Here is an 18,854-nt window from a genome sequence, read left to right on the forward strand (position 1 = left end):
TTACAACTGCGCGGAGGTTATTGCTATGACTACGCCAGCAGATAAAGACATTAATTCGAAGCAAAGAATTTTTACAATTGGCCATTCAACAGTTGCCAACACTTTTTTTCTGAAACCCCTTCGCCAGTATGGGATCAATTGTATTGTTGATGTTCGTAGTGTTCCTTTCAGTCGTCATGCTCCGCAGTTTAATAAAGATGAGTTAAGTAAGTTTCTGCGGAAAAATGGAATCCGATATGTCAGTATGGGACAGGAGTTTGGCGCGCGACGCGATGAAGTAGCTTTATATACAGAAGCAGGATATTTAGATTTTGAAAAGACACGAAAATCGAATCGATTCCTACATGGCGTCGAACGTATAGAAAAAGGAATTAATTGTGGTTTCTCAATTGCCCTGATGTGTACAGAAAAATTAGCGATTGACTGCCATCGCAGTATCTTGGTTGCAAAAAGTTTTTACGATATCGGATATGACATTTGCCACATACAACATGACGCAGATTCATGTACACAGCAGGATTTGGAGCTGGAATTGGTCAAACACTACTTTCCCAATCGCAATGCGATTAATATGTTCACTGGGCCGGAAGAAGATTCGTTGAGTTTTCGGGAAATGGTATTGGCGGCTTATCGCTACCGAAATGCGGAAATTGGATATCAGTTACATAAAAAATAGCCAAATTATAAGCAAAAGAACCGGCAGCATTCCATACTGATCCCCGGCAATAGGAGCCAAATATGTGTTGACGGTTCCGGTTATGGGATAAATAATATTTATCGATAAAAAACAACAAGGTCACTGCCTGGTATAAGGCAGTGACCTTGTTGTTAATCAGACGTCTTGGTTATACGGCGGGCTTACTTGCGCTTGTTTGTTTCTGCAAAAAGGTATGCCAGAGCGGAGACATATCTCTTAAGCGTTGAACGATTTCAGGTAATACGCTGACGGTATAGTCTATGTCTTGTTCTGTTGAGCTGCTTCCCAAGGTAAGCCGAAGGGAACCGTGGGCAATTTCATGGGGAAGTCCAATTGCCAATAAGACATGGGAAGGATCAAGCGAGCCAGAAGTGCAGGCACTGCCGCTGGAAGCGGAGATTCCTTTGCTATCAAGCAGTAACAACAGAGATTCTCCCTCAATAAAGCGGAAACATACATTAACATTTCCCGGCATTCTTTTATCGCCGACAGGACCGTTTAGTTTCGTGTAAGGTATGCGGGAAAGTCCTTTAATAAGTTTATCCCGCAAATAGGTCAGACGCTTATTTTCCGTGTCCATTTCTTTGTGGGCAAGTTCAATCGCCTTTCCTAAGCCGACAATTCCGGCAATGTTTTCTGTACCAGCCCGTCTGTTATTTTCCTGGCCGCCTCCGTGAATCAGATTTTCAATTTTTACTCCTTTGCGTATATAAAGTACGCCTACTCCCTTGGGGCCATAAAATTTATGGGCGGCAAGAGAAAGCAAATCGATATTCATATCCTTTACATTAATGGGTACATGGCCTACCGCCTGGACAGCGTCGGTATGAAATAACACCTTTTTTTCGCGGCATATTTTTCCGATTTCTTTGATCGGCTCAATTGTACCAATTTCATTATTGGCAAACGCAACAGAGACTAACAGTGTTTTATCCGTAATAGCCTGGCGTAGTTCGTCAAGATTGATAAATCCTTCTGCATCAACAGGGAGATAAGTTACTTCAAATCCGTTTTTCTCCAAAAACTCGCATGTATGTAAAATAGCATGGTGCTCAATTTTGGTTGTAATGATATGATTTCCCCGATGTTTGTTGGCAAAGGCGATGCCTTTTAATGCCCAATTGTCGGCCTCAGAACCGCCGCCGGTAAAAAAGATCTCGTTTTTATCTGCGTGAAGTACCTGGGCTACTCTTTCTCTAGCCTGGTCAATCGCATTTTCTGTTGCTCGTGACAGCGAATAGGTGGAAGAAGGATTACCATAATAGGTGGTTAGGTAGGGGAGCATTTCGTCAAAAACCTGCGGTTTAATATAAGTGGTTGCAGAATGATCCAGATAAACATGTTTTTCACTCATCTTTTTTGCACCGTCCTTCAATTTCACGTAGGATAGTCAATCTGGGTTGCCGTATGGCTGACTAGTAAATGCCAGTCATTTATTTCATATTAATGGTAACAAATCCGATAGGATTTGTCAACATTGATTTGGACAAAAATCTTATAGGTTGAGAAATAGTAAAGTCAGGTGACTAACATGCAAAAAAAACTAAAAGAAATAGAAATTGATTAGTGAAAGGGAATCTAGAATAAAGTATTGGGAGCAGCAGAGGGGCGGTACGGTGAGTCTTTTTATCAGACTCAGCAGTACCGCCCCTCAAGTATTCCGGCCTCACCCAATAGGATGAGGTCAATTATTTATAACGTTCTACGTAATTTTCCAGCATCTTAGCAGTGGTATTTATCCGCTCAAGTACTGCTGTTACTTCTTGTGTCGTCGCTGCCTGCTCCTGACTAATCGCTCCTGAAGATTCTATCGACGAACTGAGCTCAGCAACTGCATTATTCATTTCTAGTAAAGTACCTTGTATTTTTTTAGTAGCTTCTTGTGATTGCTCAGCAAGCTTTCGAACTTCTTCAGCCACTACGGCGAATCCACGTCCTTGCTCACCAGCACGAGCTGCCTCAATCGCTGCATTTAAACCTAACAGATTTGTTTGTGAAGCAATATTTTTAATAAAATCTAAGACTTCCGCTGTATGGTTGTTTTTATCAGCTAAATCTTTAGCTAGTTGCATGATATTCTGACCGGCTGCAGCTAATTCGGCGGCACTTTGAGCGATTTGACGGACACTTTCTGTAGTCTGATTCGTTGCACTGGCCAATTCTTCAACATTCTTAACTAAGGAAAGACTGTGCCCCAAATCGATACCTGAGCTTAATGTTCCTATAATTTCGTTATTGACACCATGTATTGGAGTGAATATCGTCTTTATTGTTCGCCCGTATACTTCAGGAGGAACGTCTGCATAAGTATTTTTTCCAGTCTGAATACATTCTTCGATGGCAGTAATCCCTTTGATTGGCTTTCCTGCAGGAAGGTCGAGTTCGAATTCTCGCGCCCGATGGTAACTTAAATATTCTTTTGCATCAGTCAGTCCTACAGCCATATCTTCCCTGACTATTTGATTAAGGTACGGAAGAACTAGTTTAAACGCTGCCAAAATCTCTTCATTAGTTGCTGGCTTGTTTTCAGTGGACATAGTATTCTTCTCCTTTTTTGGCAAGTCAACTTAAAAAAAGTTAAACACCTTCGTTATAGAATGAAATCCCTATACTATTAGGAAAAAAGTCCTATAAGATAATTCTATTGAAAAACGAAAAAATCCTTTATTTTTTATATATTGCCCCGGCTTGTAAATGGCGCATTTTACCGACTCAACTAGGGCTGTTTTTCTTGCGTCTTTTGGAAGAGAAAAGGCTTTAGATAGTGGGAGACACAAGACGATACCATAACTTTACATTAAACAACTAATTATATATAATGCATATATGGATAAAATTAAATTACACAATCCAACTCTCAGAGTCTTGGAAATCTTCGAAGCCATTTATAGCAGTGTAGATGGGCTTACTCTTGCTGAGATTTCAAGACATACCGGCATTGCCAAAGGCACGTTGCACCCTATAGTCATGACCCTTTTACATGAAGGATTTCTTCAGAATATCGGATCACGAATTGCAATTGGTAAAAATTGCTTTAAGCTGGGATATGCTTACGTCCATTCCTTGAATTATTTGGACATCTTTAAACCGCACATGAGAGAAATTGTGGCTGCTTGCGACGAAATATGCCAGCTTGGCATATTGGACGGAGGCTATGTACTCTATATAGAGAAAACAGAACCGAAACAGGCAATACGGATTGAATCGTCTGCCGGAAAGACGATTGCCGCCTATGCAACAGCTCTCGGCAAATGTCTTCTTAGCGGTTTAAATAATGAGGCGATAGTTGAACTTTATCCGCGTGAATTTATAAAATATACGGCAAGAACTACACCGGATGTAAAAACGCTCTTACAGCAGCTTGCGGCAGTAAGGAGCAATGGATATGCTCACGAAATAGGTGAAACCAATATCGACATAGAGTGTCTGGCTGTTCCTATCAAAATCTCTGACAAGGTTCTGGCGTCCATTAGCGTTAGTCTTCCGATATTTCGGTCTACACCAGAAAAAATCGAGCAAATTTTGCACGTTTTGAAACTTCATGCCGGATTGCTGGAAAAGGAATTTGCGCTGCTGCCAATGGAAGTAAAGCGATTTTCCGACTGAAACTAAATTCTAATAGTAAAAACAACGGTTAAAGGTGCACCACAAATGCTAGCATTTGTGGTGCTTTTTTTATGTTATTTAATTTTCACTAAATTCTTGACAATAGGTAGTAAATTTGTTACACTTCACCATAGTAAGTATATACAAACTACGTTAGTATATACGAACATAAATTAAAGAAAGGGGAGATAGCCAAATGGATGCAATCCATGTAAGCCAACAGGATACTGTTGCAACAGCTTTAAAGCCTCTTCAAAAAGGCGATGTTGTTCTTGGCGTAACCATTCTTAAAGACATACGCACAGGCCATAAATTTGCGACTGCGGACATAAAAAAAGGCGAACCTGTTATTAAATACGCTTCGCACATCGGTATTGCAAGCTGCGATATAAAAACCGGGGAATGGGTGCATGTACATAACCTGGAAGGCGAACGTGGCAGAGGGGATACGGACAGCGGTCTAAGAGACATTAGACAGGACGTTTATCGTAAAACCACTGTTGCTCAAAGTGATAAAACATACAGGCTTATGGGATATAGACGAAGTGACGGAAGCTTTGGCTTTAGAAATCACATTCTGGTGATTCCCAGCGTGCATTGTGCCAATAAAGTGGTGGAAAATATCGGTAACGCTGTAACGTACAGTGATGTAGCAAAAACTGAGGAAACGAATGTTGTTTATGTTACACATCAGCACGGATGCAGTGAGCTAAGCTACGATGCAAGACAAACGCAGGACGTCATCGTCGGAACCGGTGCCAACCCGAATGTATACGGTGTTTTGGTGGTAGGCCTTGGCTGTGAAGTCGTACAGGCACAGGCTGTTGCCGAAGAAATCAGGGAAAAAGCACCGTATAAAAAGGTGGAGTACCTTACGATTCAGGAAGCCGGAGGAACCCGTAAGAGTGTTGAAAAGGGAGTACAAATCGTCAAAAGAATGCTTGCGGAGGCAGTCAAAGTACAGAAAAGCGAAGGAACCTTGGCCGACGTAGTGCTTGGCACCGAGTGTGGGGGCAGCGATAGTTTTTCAGGCCTTAGCGCCAATCCCAGCCTTGGCGCCGCTTCCGATATGATTATTCAGCATGGCGGCAGCGTAATACTGGCTGAAACAACAGAACTTATCGGTGCGGAACACATTCTGGCAGAGAGAGCAATAAATGAACCTGTGAAAGAGGCAATTCTTAGCACGATTAAGGGCTATGAAGATATAGTAATAAAATCGCATGCCGATATACGCGGTGCCAATCCCAGCCCGGGAAATATTGAAGGCGGCCTGAGCAGTATCGAGGAAAAATCGATGGGCTGTGTCTACAAAGCAGGTAATCAGCCTGTTGTGGCCGTGAAAGAGTACGCTGAGAAAATAAGTGATAAGGGCCTTACTTTTATGAACACACCGGGCAATGACATAGAACAGCTAAGCGGCATGGTGGCCGGAGGGTGTAATATTTGTGTGTTTACCACCGGACGCGGAACCCCGACCGGAAGTGCTGTTACGCCGACGATAAAACTGGCATCAAACTCGGCTGTATTTAACAGTATGAATGATTCCATAGATTTAAATGCCGGTACCGTGATAGAAGGTACCAAGAACATTCAGGAAGTGGGAGAGGAGATTTTGGACTTTATTGTGGCGGTAAGCAATGGTCAACTTACCAAGGCTGAGATAAACAGACAAAATGACTTTTCTATTTGGCGGCTTGCTACAACTGTGTAATAGATTTTAAAAGGAGGTCGAACGACATGGACTTGCAATTAAAAGGTAAGGTTGTTTTTGTGACAGGTGGCGGAAAAGGTATAGGAGGTGGTATTACACTCGCTCTGGCCAGAGAGGGGGCGATTCCTATTGTGCTTTCCCGGTCGGCGATCTTGCCTGAATTCAAAGAAGAGCTGGAAGCACTCACCCAGGATTATGAATTTATTCAGATTGATCTTAATGAAACAGATAAAATTCAACCGATTGTCGACGACGTGGCCAAACGAAGGGGAGCTATTTACGGTATAGTAAATAACGCCGGTGCAAACGACAATAAGGATCTCGAAACAACGTCCTGGCGGGATTTTGAGAAGAGCCTTCATGAAAATCTGACCCATTACTATGAACTTGTTCATGCTGCTGTTCAGCATCTTAAAGCCAGCCAGGGATCCATTTTAAATATCTCTTCCAAAACAGCTCTTACCGGACAGGGTAAGACCAGCGCCTATGCGGCTGCCAAGGGGGCAATTTTGGGTCTGACCCGCGAATGGGCAGCCGCCTTAGCCAAAGATCATGTACGAAGCAATGCGATTGTAGTCAGTGAATGCTGGACTCCGCTATACGCAAACTGGATTAAAACCTTTGAAGATCCGGAAGCAAGAAAAAAAGTAATTGCGGACAAAATTCCGTTTGAACAGCGTTTTACCTCTGTCGAGGAGATTGCTGATATGGCAGTATTCCTGCTTTCCCCGCTGTCATCGCACACCACTGCACAGTGGGTATTTGTCGACGGCGGTTATGTTCATCTTGACAGAGCGTTAAGCTAAGTAAGGAGGAAGAAAAATGGGCGAAAATGCTAGTGGTAAAAATATTAAAATAGCAGCTTGTTTGGTTACCGTGTTGTTCTTTCTTTGGGGCCTAAGCTATGGTTTGATTGACGTTATGAACAAAAACTTTCAGAACCAGTTGGGTATTACTAAAGCTACATCCGGTCTGTTGCAGGCGGCCTACTTTGGTGGTTATTTTGTAATCGCCACGCCCGCTTCACTGGTAGCGAAACGGTATGGTTTTAAAGGCGGAATTATCATGGGACTGTTCCTGTATGCCGTGGGAGCCATGCTTATCGTTCCGGCAAGCAATGCTCACAGTTTTTCTCTGTTTTTAACGGCATTTTTTGTGATTGCCTGTGGCCTTGGCAGTTTGGAAACAAACGCCAACCCGTACATCACAAAGCTTGGTCGTGATGAAGACGCAGCCTTTCGTATCAATCTTGCCCAAAGTTTTAACGGTCTTGGCCAGTTTTTAGGGCCAATCATCGGCGGCTCCTTATTTCTTTCTATCGCCAAGAGTGATGATATCGCCAAGAATATGCATAATGTTCAGATGGTTTACGTCGGCATTGCTGCCATTGTGTTAGGTATGCTATTTTTATTCCTTGTAACTAAAATGCCCGAAGGGGCGGAAGTTTCCGGCGGCGAGAATTCTGCGGAAGGCAATGGATCCTATAGCCAGCTTTTTAGCTATAAGCATTTTAAACTTGGCGTACTGGCACAGTTTTTATATGTAGCGGCCCAGGTTGGTGCCGGCGCATTCTTTATTAATTACAGTGTTGAGCACTGGCAGGGACTATCCGATAGCAAAGCTGCTTATTTCTTCGGGATTGCCTTAATCGCATTCATGGTCGGAAGAATTGTCACAACTCCGTTAATGAAGAAATTCAGTGCCTGTAAAATTCTTGGCTTATATTCCCTAATGAATGTGATTCTCATGATTTGCCTAAACTTTGCCACCGGCAGTCTAAGTATATGTTTGCTAATCGCCTCTTTTTTCTTTATGTCTATTAGTTTCCCGACAATTTTTGCTTTAAGTGTGGTAAGAATTCCTGAGAATCTTGTTAAAACAGCTTCCAGTATCATTATTATGAGCATCGTTGGCGGGGCGATCATGCCCTTTTTCATGGGCCATATTGCCGACAACTTTGGTACAGCTGCTGGTTTCCTGCTGCTTTTACCTTGCTTTTTGTATGTTGCGTGGTATGGATTTAAAGGCTGTAACGTGGAATGTGGTTTGGATGTAAAGACGAATAAGGAGATAATAAATTGCTAGAAGTAGTTGATAGTCACTTTCACATTTGGGATCTAGCCGTATTGAATCTTCCCTGGCTGGATTCATGTCCCGCTATTAAAAGAAGCATTAGCGTTGACGATTTGTGCAAAGCGTACGGTAAATACGACCTCGATTTTAAGGGGGGCGTTTACGTAGAGGTAGACTGTGATGACGCTGGTAAAGAAGATGAGTATATTTTTAATCTGCCTGGTTCGAAGGCTTTGGCCAGAATTATGCGCGCGCCGCATTTATGCGCTCATATGCGGCTTCCTCTAAGAATTGCCGGTGTTAGAGAGTCGCTTCATATTGACTCATCGCCGCGCGGCAGGTGCTTAGAACGAAGCTTCCTGGAAGGACTGGAAGTGTTGGCGGAACAGGATATGGTTTTTGAGAGCTGCAATCGGGTAGAAGAGCTGGAAGATATGTATCATGCAGTTTCTCAGGTTCCAGAGGCCAAGGTTGTAATCAATCACTGCGGCAATGTAACAGAGTTGACGGCAGCTTACAAACAGGCAATGAGAAAACTGGCTGCATTGCCTAATGTGTACTGCAAGGTTTCCGGGTTTGCTACCAAAGACAAGATTTTTGTAAAAAATCTGCTGGACTTTTTGACAGGTGAATTTGAGCCTTCCCGGCTTATTTATGCTTCAAATTTCCCGGTTGTCCAGTTGTACTCGTCCTTTGAGGACCATTTGCAGGCAGTAAGGGAATACTTTGGTGATGATGCAGACTTTTTCAGCAAAAATACCAAGAGGCTTTATAAAATCAATAAGCCTCAGACATTTGCCGGTGTGATCCGACTTCGTCCGGAAAAGGCAGAGTACTATAAAAAGTTGCATGCCAATCCGTTCTCCAGCGTAAATAAGATGATAAGAGAGTGCGGTATCACCAAATATCAGATTTTTAACCGTGATGATTTGCTCTTTTCGATTATGGAGTACTGCGGCGACGATTTCGAATACGACATAGCAAAGATGGCACAGGATCCTGAAACGCAGAGATGGTGGCAGGAAACCGATCCGTGCCAGATGCGCATCGAGGGCGCTTTTAAGTCTGAGTGGTGGGCTGACATGAAACTTGTGTACGATCTTAATAAATAAAAATTAGGAAGGTGGATTTTATCATCATATCAGAGAAAAGGGGAAGCAAAATGAATTGTAAATATATTTGTCCAATTTTAACATCAATAAATGAAGACGGAACAGTAAATTATGAAGAAATGCATGCTTTATACGATCAGATTCTCGGTGCCGGAATTGATGGGGTGCTGGTCGGCGGCAGTGCCGGTGAATTTTATGCGTTTACCTATCAGGAAATCCAGGCCATGATTGTCGATGCAGTGAAACACATCAATAACAAAGGCTTCGTGCTAGCAGGTACGGGGCGGATGGCTAAATCCGAAACTGTTAGCCTTTCCAATGCGGCGATTGAGGCCGGGGCGGATGCGGTCATTATTGTCGGTCCTTATTACAGTGCTTGCAATCAGGAAGATGTGTTTCATTATTATGATGATGTTATGAGTCGGATTCACGGTAATGTTTTCTTATACAATTACGCAGATCGTACCGGCTATGATGTATCGGTCGATACCATTTTACGGCTGCTGGCTAAACATAAAAATTTCGTCGGCGTGAAAGATACCCACCCTGTACTAAGACATACGCAAAAATACATTCAGGAAATTAAGAGTAAATACCCGGATTTTCAGGTATTTACCGGTTATGACAACAATTGCATCCCTTCGGTGATCTCCGGCGGCAACGGTTGTATCGGCGCTCTTTCAAACGTATATCCGGAACTTTGCCATAAGGTTGCCGAAGCATTGCGGCAGGAAGATTTGCAGGAGATTAAAACCATGCAGCGGGAAATTGACAAGCGCATGAAGTTTTATGAAGTATATACGCCGTTCAATCCGGTCATGAAATGGGCGATGAAGGAATTACATAAACCTATGCAGGAAAACTGCAAAGAACCGTTAACGCCGTTAACCGAGGAAGTAAAACAGTCATTACGGGAGATTGCCCAAGATTTATGGCGTAAATAAACTCATGTCACAAAAGAGACTCGTTTGGTTAGGGAGGGAGTAAAATGGCAAATCGTATTATCTTAAATGAAACATCTTATTTCGGTAAAGGTGCTATTCGTGAAATTGTCAATGAAGTTAAGAAGCGGGGTCTGAAAAAGGTCATGGTTGCTACCGACCCAGATTTAATCAAATGCATGGTAGCCGCTAAGGTGACGGATCTCTTGAATGCTGCCGGTATTGATTATGCGGTTTACGATCACATCAAAGTCAACCCGACGATTGAAAATGTCCAGGAAGGCGTGGCCTTCTGTAAGGAACAGGGCGCCGATGTCATCGTCGCTATCGGCGGCGGCTCGGCTATCGACACCGCTAAGGCTATTTCCATCATTATGACGAATCCGGAATTTGCCGATGTTCGCAGCCTGGAAGGCGCTTCGCCGACGAAGCACAAAGCCATGCCGCTCATCGCCGTATCCACGACGAGCGGCACGGCAGCAGAAGTTACCATTAATTACGTTATCACCGATAGGGAAAAGGGGCGCAAATTCGTTTGTGCCGATCCCCACGATATCCCCGTCGTCGCCATCGTTGATCCGGATATGTGCGCATCCATGCCGAGAGGCCTGTGCGCTGCCACCGGTATGGATGCCTTGGTCCATGCCATTGAAGGCTATATCACCAAGGGTGCTTGGGAACTGACCGACATGATGCATTTGAAAGCCATTGAAATTATCAACAAATGGCTGCGTAAATCTGTGGAAGGTGATATGAAGGCGCGCGAAGAAATGGCTATCGGCCAGTACATTGCCGGCATGGGCTTCTCCAACGTCGGCCTCGGCATCGACCATTCCATGGCCCATCCGTTAAGCGCGCTCTATGACATTCCCCATGGTGTGGCCTGCGCCATCCTCCTGGCCCCGGTATTAAAATTTAATGCACCGGCTACGGGCGAACGGTATCGTGAAATAGCACGTGCTATGGGCGTAGAAGGCGTAGATAGTATGAGTCAAGACCAATACCGCCAGGCCTCTATTGATGCTGTGCAGAAATTAGCCGACGACATCAAGATTCCGCGCTGCCTAAGCGAACTGGGCGTTAAAGAAAAAGATTTAGAATTTTTGGCTGAGTCTGCTTTAGCGGATGCCTGCACTCCGGGTAATCCGCGTGACGTAACGGCAGAGGAACTGTTGGCTATTTACAAGGCCATCTACTAAGATACTTAATAATATTGAATCAGAATAACGAACAGCCTTGCCAATTTGTAATTATTGGCAAGGCTGCTTTTATTTTTGACTAGTGTATTTTAAAGTAAACTGCCCCTGTTTGCTGCAACTGCTGATCTGGTTAATCCTGTATGGTGAATTTCCGGGTAAGGGCCCGTACGGTTTCCGACATAGTCTGCAATTCCTGACTCGACGCAGCGATTTCTTCCAAAGAAGCGCTTTGTTCCTCAGTAGCAGCCGACACAGACTGAACATGAGAGGCATTTTCCCGGCTTATACGATCAATATTCTTCATCTGCCCGGCAATTTGCGTACCGGCTGAGGCCATTTGCTGCACATCCTCGGCAACACTGCCTATGCCTGATTTTGTTGTTTCAATCAATGTGACAATTTCGCCGAAGGCTACTCCGGCGGCCCTGACCGCCTCTGACCCCGACTGAACCTGTTTACTGCCTTCCGACATAGCAACAACCGCATTGCCGCTGCTGGATTGCATCGCCATAATAAGTTCGGCGATTTGAGCGGCCGCCACCTCCGATTGCTCAGCCAGTTTCTTTACTTCTTCGGCAACGACGGCAAATCCCCGTCCGTGTTCACCGGCCCTGGCCGATTCGATAGCGGCATTCAGTGCGAGCAGATTGGTTTGTTTGGCAATACCGGAAATGGTATCGATAATTTGGCCTATTTTGTCGGATTGTTCTCCCATCTGCCCGACAACTTTGGCAAGATTGGACACTGTATCTTCAATGGCATTCATTTGACGGACGGCTAATTCAATTTTGTTGTTGCCGTCTCCCGCTGCTTTGGCGGTTCCCTGTGAATTGTTCACAACCTCATCGACAACGGACACAATATGCTGCAGCTTGTCAGAAATAGATTGGACCAACAAGGTAGTATCATCCACCGCCTGACGCTGCGTTTCCGACCCTGCTGCCACCTCACCAGCCGACATGGCGATTTGGCCGGATGCTTCTGCGCTTTGTTTCGAACTTGCTGCCAACTGATCCGCAGACATTGCTGTGGCATTCGCCGCATCGCCTGTTTGCCGGATCAACTGCCGGATATTTTCCGCCATTACCCGGAAGGAGTCCACCAACTGCCGGATTTCATCCTGACCGGTATAAGTAACTGCCGGAGTAACAATATGACCGCTGGCAATTTGCGATGCAACCGAGGATATAGCGGTAATGGGACGACTGATTTTTCGTACGGCAAAAAAGCCGATAGCGGCAAGCATAACGCAAGACAGCAGAAGGACCACAATAATCAGGTTGCGAAGATCATCCGCACTGGACATGGATTCTGCAATGTCCTGAAAGGACAACACGGCCCAACCCGTCTCACCGACAGGGGCAAAAGCCGTCAATTGCCGTCCCAGATATTTGGCTTGCGCTTCCGGGGATTTAGTCATGTCCAGAACGTTCTGCCCGCTAAACAGTTCATGTTGTTTTGACTTGGTTTCATCACGGCTGTCCGTTAGATAAAAAGATTTCTTATCGAGTACAACACCTTTACCGGTATTACCGGCATTAAGCCCTTGTGCCAGGGCGGTTACATTGTCGAGTTTCAGATTGCCGCCGATATAGCCGACAATCTGTCCTTCCTTATTTACAAGCGGCGCTATCACCGGCGCCGTGGCCTGCTGGGTAAAGGCGGAAACATAGGTATCGGAAATAACCGGCTTCTGCGCGGCCGCCACATCCTTAAACCACTGGCGATCGGCAAAATCCTTTTTACCGCCAAAATCGGTTTTGGGCCACGTATTTTTTATCATTCCCTGGGTATCCACACAAAAGATCAGTTCAAACATACCATTGCCTTCATAAAAGGAACGCATCACAGCAGTTTGATCCTCCGAACCGAAAGCGGCGGCATATGGAGTTTTCGCCAGCGTGGCAACACTTGCCTGGCCGTCATGTAAATACTGCTCCAGTCGGTCCGCTACCCGGATAACATGATCCCTGTGTGTGTTTTTCGTCATTGTGTCCAACAGGGAATTGGCTTGTTGATTCGCCGTATAGCCGATAATTAAAGCTGGAACGATTGCCAGCATTACCAAAAAAAGACTCATTTTCCCCTGTAAAGTAGTAAAAATATTGTTAAGTCGCATAAAACATCTCAATCCTCCAATTTTCCTTATGGATTGCCAGCCTATGGGCACCAACGGCAGCTTCAATATCACCCGTAGAAAAAAGCCAGGCACACCAAATACACTGGTGCAGCCTGGCGATCTAGATTCATTATCTGTAGACCCATGGCTTTGCGTCCCACCTTTTCAGATGGTTTGCCGACAAATTTCATGGCATATTTTCCCTATCTGTATACTAATTTCTCCAAACAATGACAAAGTCCTGTAAAAAAATAAGAGCATTATTTAAGTTTATGTAAAAATATGTCGTTAAAAAATAAATCCTGCCTGAAAAGAAAGGCTTTATTTTTTTCCTGAAGGTACCAGTTCAATAGAGAATTAGCCATGGCCGACTACCATACAAAAAATTGGGATGAACTTGTAAAACGTGCGGATCAGGCTCTGTACAGCGTCAAAAACGCAGGTGGAAACAATGTTTGCGTGGACTGAGCCAATAAGATATGGCCTTAGGTTTTATTTATAAGATTTTAAGAGCTAAAGAGCGCCGGTTGCGTTGTTAAACATTTCAATGAAATGCGTTGCTGCTGTTGAAAGGGAATGCTTTTTTAACCAGATAATTGCGCCCACGGTTATGATAACAGGACTGGTTATTTTTTGTATTAAAAGTGGAGATTCTTGCAGAAGATTAATGGCGGTTTCCGGTACGATGGCAATTCCGAGGCCCAGCTTAGCCCAAATGAGTAAGGAAGTTGTATCATCACTGGTACAAAGAATATTTGGTTTGAAACCGGCTTGGCTGCAATAATCGGAAATTATAGATTCATAGCGGCGGTGAAGTAATAAAGGCTTGTCTTTGATTTTATCAAAGGAGAATGTCTCTTTATCTCTAGTTGTAATGGTATCAGGCAGGGCAACCATGACCATGCTTTCTTTGGGTAAGGTTATGTAGTTATAGAGTGAAGAATCAACGGGTAGACGGACTAATCCGATTTCTATAATGCCTGCATTCAGTAGTTCTAATATGCGCCGGGAGTCTCCCAAACGCAGATCAAAAGAGACTTTGGGATAGGTTTGGTGAAATTTTTGTATATACTCAGGTATGAGGGATCTGCCGGAGGACGTGATAGTGCCGATTTTAAGCTTGCCGCTTACACCGTTTGCCGCTTCCTGCACTTCATTGATAGTGGAGTTAATGAGTTCTATAATTTGTTCGGCCCTGTTTTGCAATATACAACCTGCTTCGGTTAATTTAATTTGTTTTTTTGTTCTTTCCAAAAGCTGTACGCCAAGTTCTTTTTCCAGTAAAAGCATTTGTTGACTTAAAGGGGGCTGGGTGATATGCAGTTGGCTTGCTGCTTTGGTAATCTGTCTGGCTTCCGCAATGGCAAGAAAGTATTTAAGTTGGCGAATTTCCATATGGATGACTCCTTATATTTTCTTTTTTTGCCTGTTTAATTTGTACGCATAATCTGAGTGAATCAGGTTACCTTATACTTATAATTCTATATGCTGAGGTAGGTGCCTGTGAAGGCTTAATAGGGAAGTTCGGTGTAATACCGGCGCGGTCCCGCCACTGTAATGAGGAGCAAACCCATAGATGCCACTGGGATGAAAGTCTTGGGAAGGTTTGGGCAAGCGATGATTCAGAGCCAGGAGAACTGCCTATCTAACAATCACTGTTTGACCTACGAGCGATAGGGAGGAGATTAAGGCACTGACAGGCTGTATTGTGTTTTAAATCCCGATGTTTATTATGTCGGGATTTTTCAATATAATAGTGCTGTTTTTAACTCTGTTCTCCCGCAGTATGGTCGGGAGATTTATTTTTTATATGCTGGGCAATTCTTGTATTTGAAGAAAGATGCTTAAAGAAATTGAACGAAGATAGGTGAATAATTTGAAGATTTTTCAGCTGTTATTTTGTTTTCTACTGATGAACATTGTGGCTCCGGCGCACGTCTTTGCCATGCATATTATGGAAGGATTTTTGCCTAAAGAATACGCATTGGGCTGGTTGATTGTCACGCTTCCTTTTATTTTGTATGGAAGCAGCAAGATATCAAAAACCATTAGAGACTACCCGGAGCGTAAAATGTTATTAGGGCTTGCTGGTGCATTCATTTTTGTTCTGTCGGCTTTGAAAATTCCTTCAATTACCGGTTCGTGCTCCCATCCTACCGGTGTTGGGTTAAGTGCGATATTATTCGGGCCTTCTATTTCTACAGTTCTAAGTGGAATTGTATTGGTTTTCCAAGCGCTGTTATTAGCGCATGGTGGTATTACCACATGGGGAGCGAATACTTTTTCAATGGGAATTGCCGGCAGTTTTACGGCGTGGATTCTGTTTACAGTCAGCCGAAAAGTAGGGCTGTCTGATAAAGTTGCTGTATTTTTGGCTGCAGCTGTTGGCGATTGGACTACCTATATGGTTACCGCCGGTCAGTTAGCCATGGCATTCCCCGATACAACAACCGGTTTTATTGGTTCCTATCTTAAATTTTTAGGGGTATTTGCGCTCACGCAAATTCCTTTAGCCGTCAGCGAAGGATTTTTAAGTGTGATAGTTTACAATATGCTGCAAAGTTACGATAAACAGGGATTAATTTCATTATGGCCTCATAAGGAGGGAGATCCAAAAATATGAAAAAACAAAATGTCATATTGCTGCTTTTTGTTATTGCATTGGCGGTAGTACCTCTCATTATTCATACTGATGGGATTTTTTCCGGAGCCGACGAACAATTAGTCGGTATAGTGAAAGGCGTTAGCCCGGATTATGAACCATGGTTTAATACTATTTGGGAGCCGCCCTCCGGTGAGGTGGAAAGCTTTTTGTTTGCGGTACAAGCCGGGCTTGGAGCAGGGTTTCTTGGTTATTTTTTTGGGTATTATCGAGGGCGGAATGCTTCTAGAACAGAGTGAGCAAGGCTAAGTGACAAAATAGCCGGGGCGGGAGAATGATAAATGTTTTATTTGGATTATCTGGCCTATAATAATGCATTGCGCCAAGTCAGTGTGACGGAGAAAATGGTATTAGGCGGAGGTACTTTAGCTGTGGCGTTGTGTTTTCCTCAGCCGGTAACCCTCTTAAGCATCATTTTGCTTATGCATGCGGTGATGCTATATGCCCGTATTCCTGTGCGATATATTTTACAGCTCTGGCTAATACCTCTTGGTTTTTTAGTTGCAGGATTGGTTTCTGTGCTTCTCAGCTTTTCGACCCAGCCGTTTTCGGCGTGGTTTCTGTTGTCAATAGGGACGCTATATATCGGAATTACTCTTGAGGATGTTTTTCGGGTGCAAGGCTTACTTCTCAGGAGTATGGCTTCGCTGTCTTGCTTATTTATGTTGGCAACAACTACTCCGGTGGCGTATATTACCGCGATTTTTTCACGTTTTTCCCCTTTACGCGTAGTGATGGAAATTGCTCTGCTTACTTACCGGTTTATTTTTGTCTTTCATGAAGCGCTGGCACAGATTTATATGGCGCAGCAATCACGGCTGGGCTATTCGGGAATGACGCAGTCTCTTTACTCACTGGGTTTGTTGGCTGCCAATGTTGGCCGTAAGTCGTTTGTTACATCACATGAACTATATATCGCGCTATTAGCCAGAAATTACAGCAATCAACTGATATTTCAGTATGCTCGTCAACCAGTGAACTTCTACCGGCTGTTGGTGATTTTGGGGTTACTTGCCGGTTTAATAGGCACTGCGGCCATTAGGTGAAAATGCTTGTAAGGAGCTTTTTGCATGTCAACAACCTCACTGATCGAAGTACGTAATCTTTCTTTTAGCTATCATTTAGCTAAAAAAGTCTTGGATTGTGTTCAAATGAGTATTCCACGTGGTGCCAGAATTGCTTTGGTAGGACCCAATGGAGCCGGTAAGTCTACGCTCTTTTTGCATCTCAATGCTATCCTTCGGCCACAGGCAGGAAGTCTTTTATATGAGGGGCAAGCATATGAGTACTCCAGATCCTTTGTTACCATGCTAAGGCAGCGGGTGGGGCTGGTGTTTCAGGATCCGGATGCGCAACTGTTTGCCGGAAGTGTATTGGACGATGTATTATTTGGCCCAATGAATTTGAAATTAACGCCGAAGGTTGCTCATAAGAGAGCGGAAGCCGCACTGGATGCTGTCAAAATGCTGGAATACCGCAACGAACCTATACACTTTTTAAGCCATGGGCAAAAAAAACGGGTCGCAATGGCGGGCGTACTGGCTATGGAGCCGGAAGTTCTTATCATGGATGAACCAACGGCTGGACTCGATTATCCAGGGGTGCTGAATTTGAATGATATTATGGCAAGGCTGCACAACCAAGGCACGACATTGGTAGTGGCGACACATGATGTTGAATGGGTGTGGGGATGGACGGATTTTGTCTATGTATTATCGCAGGGCCAAACAGTGGCTAGTGGCAATCCTGCCGATGTGCTTGTCCGTTCAGACCATACAGCGTTTGGTTATGCTCAGCCGGTGCTTGGCGAAATATATAATGAATTGCGGCAGCGCCAACTTATACTTCCCGGTAATCACTTGCCGCGAACGGCGGCGGAGTTAATCAATCTTTTAACGAGCTCACGCCCATGACTACATATTTCTCATAATCATTCGAAAATCGAATAATTATGAGTCGATATAAATATTTTACATATGTAAATAGTCCTGTTATATTATAATTAATAAAAATATTTTTGTATAACGTTATGTAAGTAATGAACTGAAAAACAAAAAAATGATAGGAATAGGTGCCCAACGGGCTTAATAGGGAAGAACGGTGAAAAGCCGTCACGGTCCCGCCGCTGTAAGGGGAAGGAAACCTGCAAACATGTCACTGGAGTAATCCGGGAAGGCGCAGGCAACCAATGAACCTGAGTCAGAAGAACTGCCTATTTGACAATCGCCGCTTGACCTGCGAGAGATGGGGAGGGGATTATTGGAACAGTCATGATTCCGTTTTTCGACGGAATTAATTGATTTTCTTATAATTAGCCCTTTCTGTGTTATACGGAAAGGGCTTGATATTTGTGATGAAAAATGAAATTTATATAGTTAGTTGGAGGGTAAAATATGTTAAGAGTAATTAGTTTGGGAAATTCATTGACAAAGGCACAGCAAAAAATAGTGAACAATAAAATTAATAATATGGATGGTGCTTCCTATATACCACTTAGTATTGTTAATAATAATCTGGTTATCGGGGCCGATATCGGAGCTGATACCGGAATCAATATTAAGAAGGTCTATAAGGAAGATGGCGAATGTTTTTTGCGGCAAGATTGGGATTGTGTTCATTCAGTATAAGGGTAAATAAGAATGAGGTATGTTGAAATTTTGATATTTATATCTGATGTATGTTGACAAATTAGCAAACCTATATATGTCAAGGATGAAAGTCTTGGCAAGGT

17 protein-coding genes and 3 riboswitches are annotated in these 18,854 nt (G+C 43.8%); of the genes, 13 read left to right on the forward strand and 4 right to left on the reverse strand.

Features of this window, described 5'->3' with window-relative positions:
* The first annotated feature begins 25 nt into the window (after positions 1-25).
* Entirely contained in the window at positions 26-676 is a 651-nt protein-coding gene (locus SRRS_RS03075) for a DUF488 family protein (RefSeq protein ID WP_371366125.1), read from the forward strand.
* A gap of 169 nt (positions 677-845) precedes the next feature.
* Here the strand turns inward: SRRS_RS03075 and nifS are convergent, their stop codons facing one another.
* On the reverse strand, positions 846-2,051 hold the full coding sequence (gene nifS, locus SRRS_RS03080) for a cysteine desulfurase NifS (RefSeq protein WP_371366127.1): 1,206 nt from the start codon (positions 2,049-2,051) through the stop codon (positions 846-848).
* Positions 2,052-2,385: 334 nt separating this feature from the next.
* Positions 2,386-3,234 carry a methyl-accepting chemotaxis protein gene (locus tag SRRS_RS03085; protein ID WP_371366129.1) on the reverse strand — a complete coding sequence of 283 codons (849 nt, stop codon included), beginning with the start codon at positions 3,232-3,234 and terminating at the stop codon, positions 2,386-2,388.
* Between the two features lie 289 nt (positions 3,235-3,523).
* Here SRRS_RS03085 and SRRS_RS03090 point away from each other — a divergent pair, with 289 nt between their 5' ends.
* From SRRS_RS03090 to fucO, 7 genes are all read left to right on the forward strand, one after another.
* Positions 3,524-4,303, forward strand: coding sequence for an IclR family transcriptional regulator (locus SRRS_RS03090; protein ID WP_371366131.1), 780 nt, complete (start codon positions 3,524-3,526; stop codon positions 4,301-4,303).
* Positions 4,304-4,499: 196 nt separating this feature from the next.
* On the forward strand, positions 4,500-6,017 hold the full coding sequence (locus tag SRRS_RS03095; protein WP_371366132.1) for a UxaA family hydrolase: 1,518 nt from the start codon (positions 4,500-4,502) through the stop codon (positions 6,015-6,017).
* Positions 6,018-6,043: 26 nt separating this feature from the next.
* Entirely contained in the window at positions 6,044-6,823 is a 780-nt protein-coding gene (locus SRRS_RS03100; protein ID WP_371366134.1) for an SDR family oxidoreductase, read from the forward strand.
* A 16-nt stretch (positions 6,824-6,839) separates the two neighbouring features.
* Entirely contained in the window at positions 6,840-8,102 is a 1,263-nt protein-coding gene (gene fucP, locus SRRS_RS03105) for an L-fucose:H+ symporter permease (RefSeq protein ID WP_371366136.1), read from the forward strand.
* Complete coding sequence (locus SRRS_RS03110) at positions 8,096-9,202, forward strand: L-rhamnose mutarotase (protein WP_371366138.1); 1,107 nt, start codon at positions 8,096-8,098, stop codon at positions 9,200-9,202. Before fucP ends, SRRS_RS03110 begins: the two co-directional genes overlap by 7 nt.
* A gap of 50 nt (positions 9,203-9,252) precedes the next feature.
* Positions 9,253-10,146, forward strand: a complete 894-nt coding sequence (locus SRRS_RS03115; RefSeq protein ID WP_371366140.1) for a dihydrodipicolinate synthase family protein — start codon at positions 9,253-9,255, stop codon at positions 10,144-10,146.
* Between the two features lie 44 nt (positions 10,147-10,190).
* Positions 10,191-11,342 (forward strand): lactaldehyde reductase, encoded by a 1,152-nt coding sequence (gene fucO, locus SRRS_RS03120; RefSeq protein ID WP_371366142.1) that lies wholly within the window; start codon positions 10,191-10,193, stop codon positions 11,340-11,342.
* A 130-nt stretch (positions 11,343-11,472) separates the two neighbouring features.
* Here the strand turns inward: fucO and SRRS_RS03125 are convergent, their stop codons facing one another.
* Together SRRS_RS03125 and SRRS_RS03130 are read right to left on the reverse strand one after the other, a co-directional pair.
* A complete protein-coding gene (locus SRRS_RS03125; protein ID WP_371366144.1) occupies positions 11,473-13,461 on the reverse strand; it encodes a methyl-accepting chemotaxis protein in 1,989 nt (662 codons plus the stop codon).
* Positions 13,462-13,565: 104 nt separating this feature from the next.
* Positions 13,566-13,650: riboswitch (cyclic di-GMP riboswitch) on the reverse strand.
* 324 nt (positions 13,651-13,974) lie between these two features.
* Complete coding sequence (locus SRRS_RS03130; protein WP_371366146.1) at positions 13,975-14,856, reverse strand: LysR family transcriptional regulator; 882 nt, start codon at positions 14,854-14,856, stop codon at positions 13,975-13,977.
* Positions 14,857-14,939: 83 nt separating this feature from the next.
* Positions 14,940-15,121: riboswitch (cobalamin riboswitch) on the forward strand.
* 216 nt (positions 15,122-15,337) lie between these two features.
* On the opposite strand from SRRS_RS03130, the gene SRRS_RS03135 reads away from it, so the two are divergent.
* The 5 genes from SRRS_RS03135 to SRRS_RS03155 all read left to right on the forward strand — a co-directional run bounded on the left by SRRS_RS03135 (position 15,338) and on the right by SRRS_RS03155 (position 18,750).
* Entirely contained in the window at positions 15,338-16,084 is a 747-nt protein-coding gene (locus SRRS_RS03135; RefSeq protein WP_371366148.1) for an energy-coupling factor ABC transporter permease, read from the forward strand.
* On the forward strand, positions 16,081-16,362 hold the full coding sequence (locus tag SRRS_RS03140; protein WP_371366150.1) for an energy-coupling factor ABC transporter substrate-binding protein: 282 nt from the start codon (positions 16,081-16,083) through the stop codon (positions 16,360-16,362). Before SRRS_RS03135 ends, SRRS_RS03140 begins: the two co-directional genes overlap by 4 nt.
* 42 nt (positions 16,363-16,404) lie before the next feature.
* A complete protein-coding gene (gene cbiQ, locus SRRS_RS03145; RefSeq protein ID WP_371366151.1) occupies positions 16,405-17,169 on the forward strand; it encodes a cobalt ECF transporter T component CbiQ in 765 nt (254 codons plus the stop codon).
* Between the two features lie 24 nt (positions 17,170-17,193).
* The gene (locus SRRS_RS03150) at positions 17,194-18,036 is read left to right on the forward strand and encodes an energy-coupling factor ABC transporter ATP-binding protein (protein WP_371366152.1); all 843 of its coding nucleotides are present in this window, start codon (positions 17,194-17,196) and stop codon (positions 18,034-18,036) included.
* Positions 18,037-18,175: 139 nt separating this feature from the next.
* Positions 18,176-18,354: riboswitch (cobalamin riboswitch) on the forward strand.
* Positions 18,355-18,516: 162 nt separating this feature from the next.
* Complete coding sequence (locus tag SRRS_RS03155; RefSeq protein WP_371366154.1) at positions 18,517-18,750, forward strand: hypothetical protein; 234 nt, start codon at positions 18,517-18,519, stop codon at positions 18,748-18,750.
* Positions 18,751-18,854 lie beyond the last annotated feature (104 nt).

Source organism: Sporomusa rhizae (assembly GCF_041428845.1).
GTDB lineage: Bacteria > Bacillota > Negativicutes > Sporomusales > Sporomusaceae > Sporomusa > Sporomusa rhizae.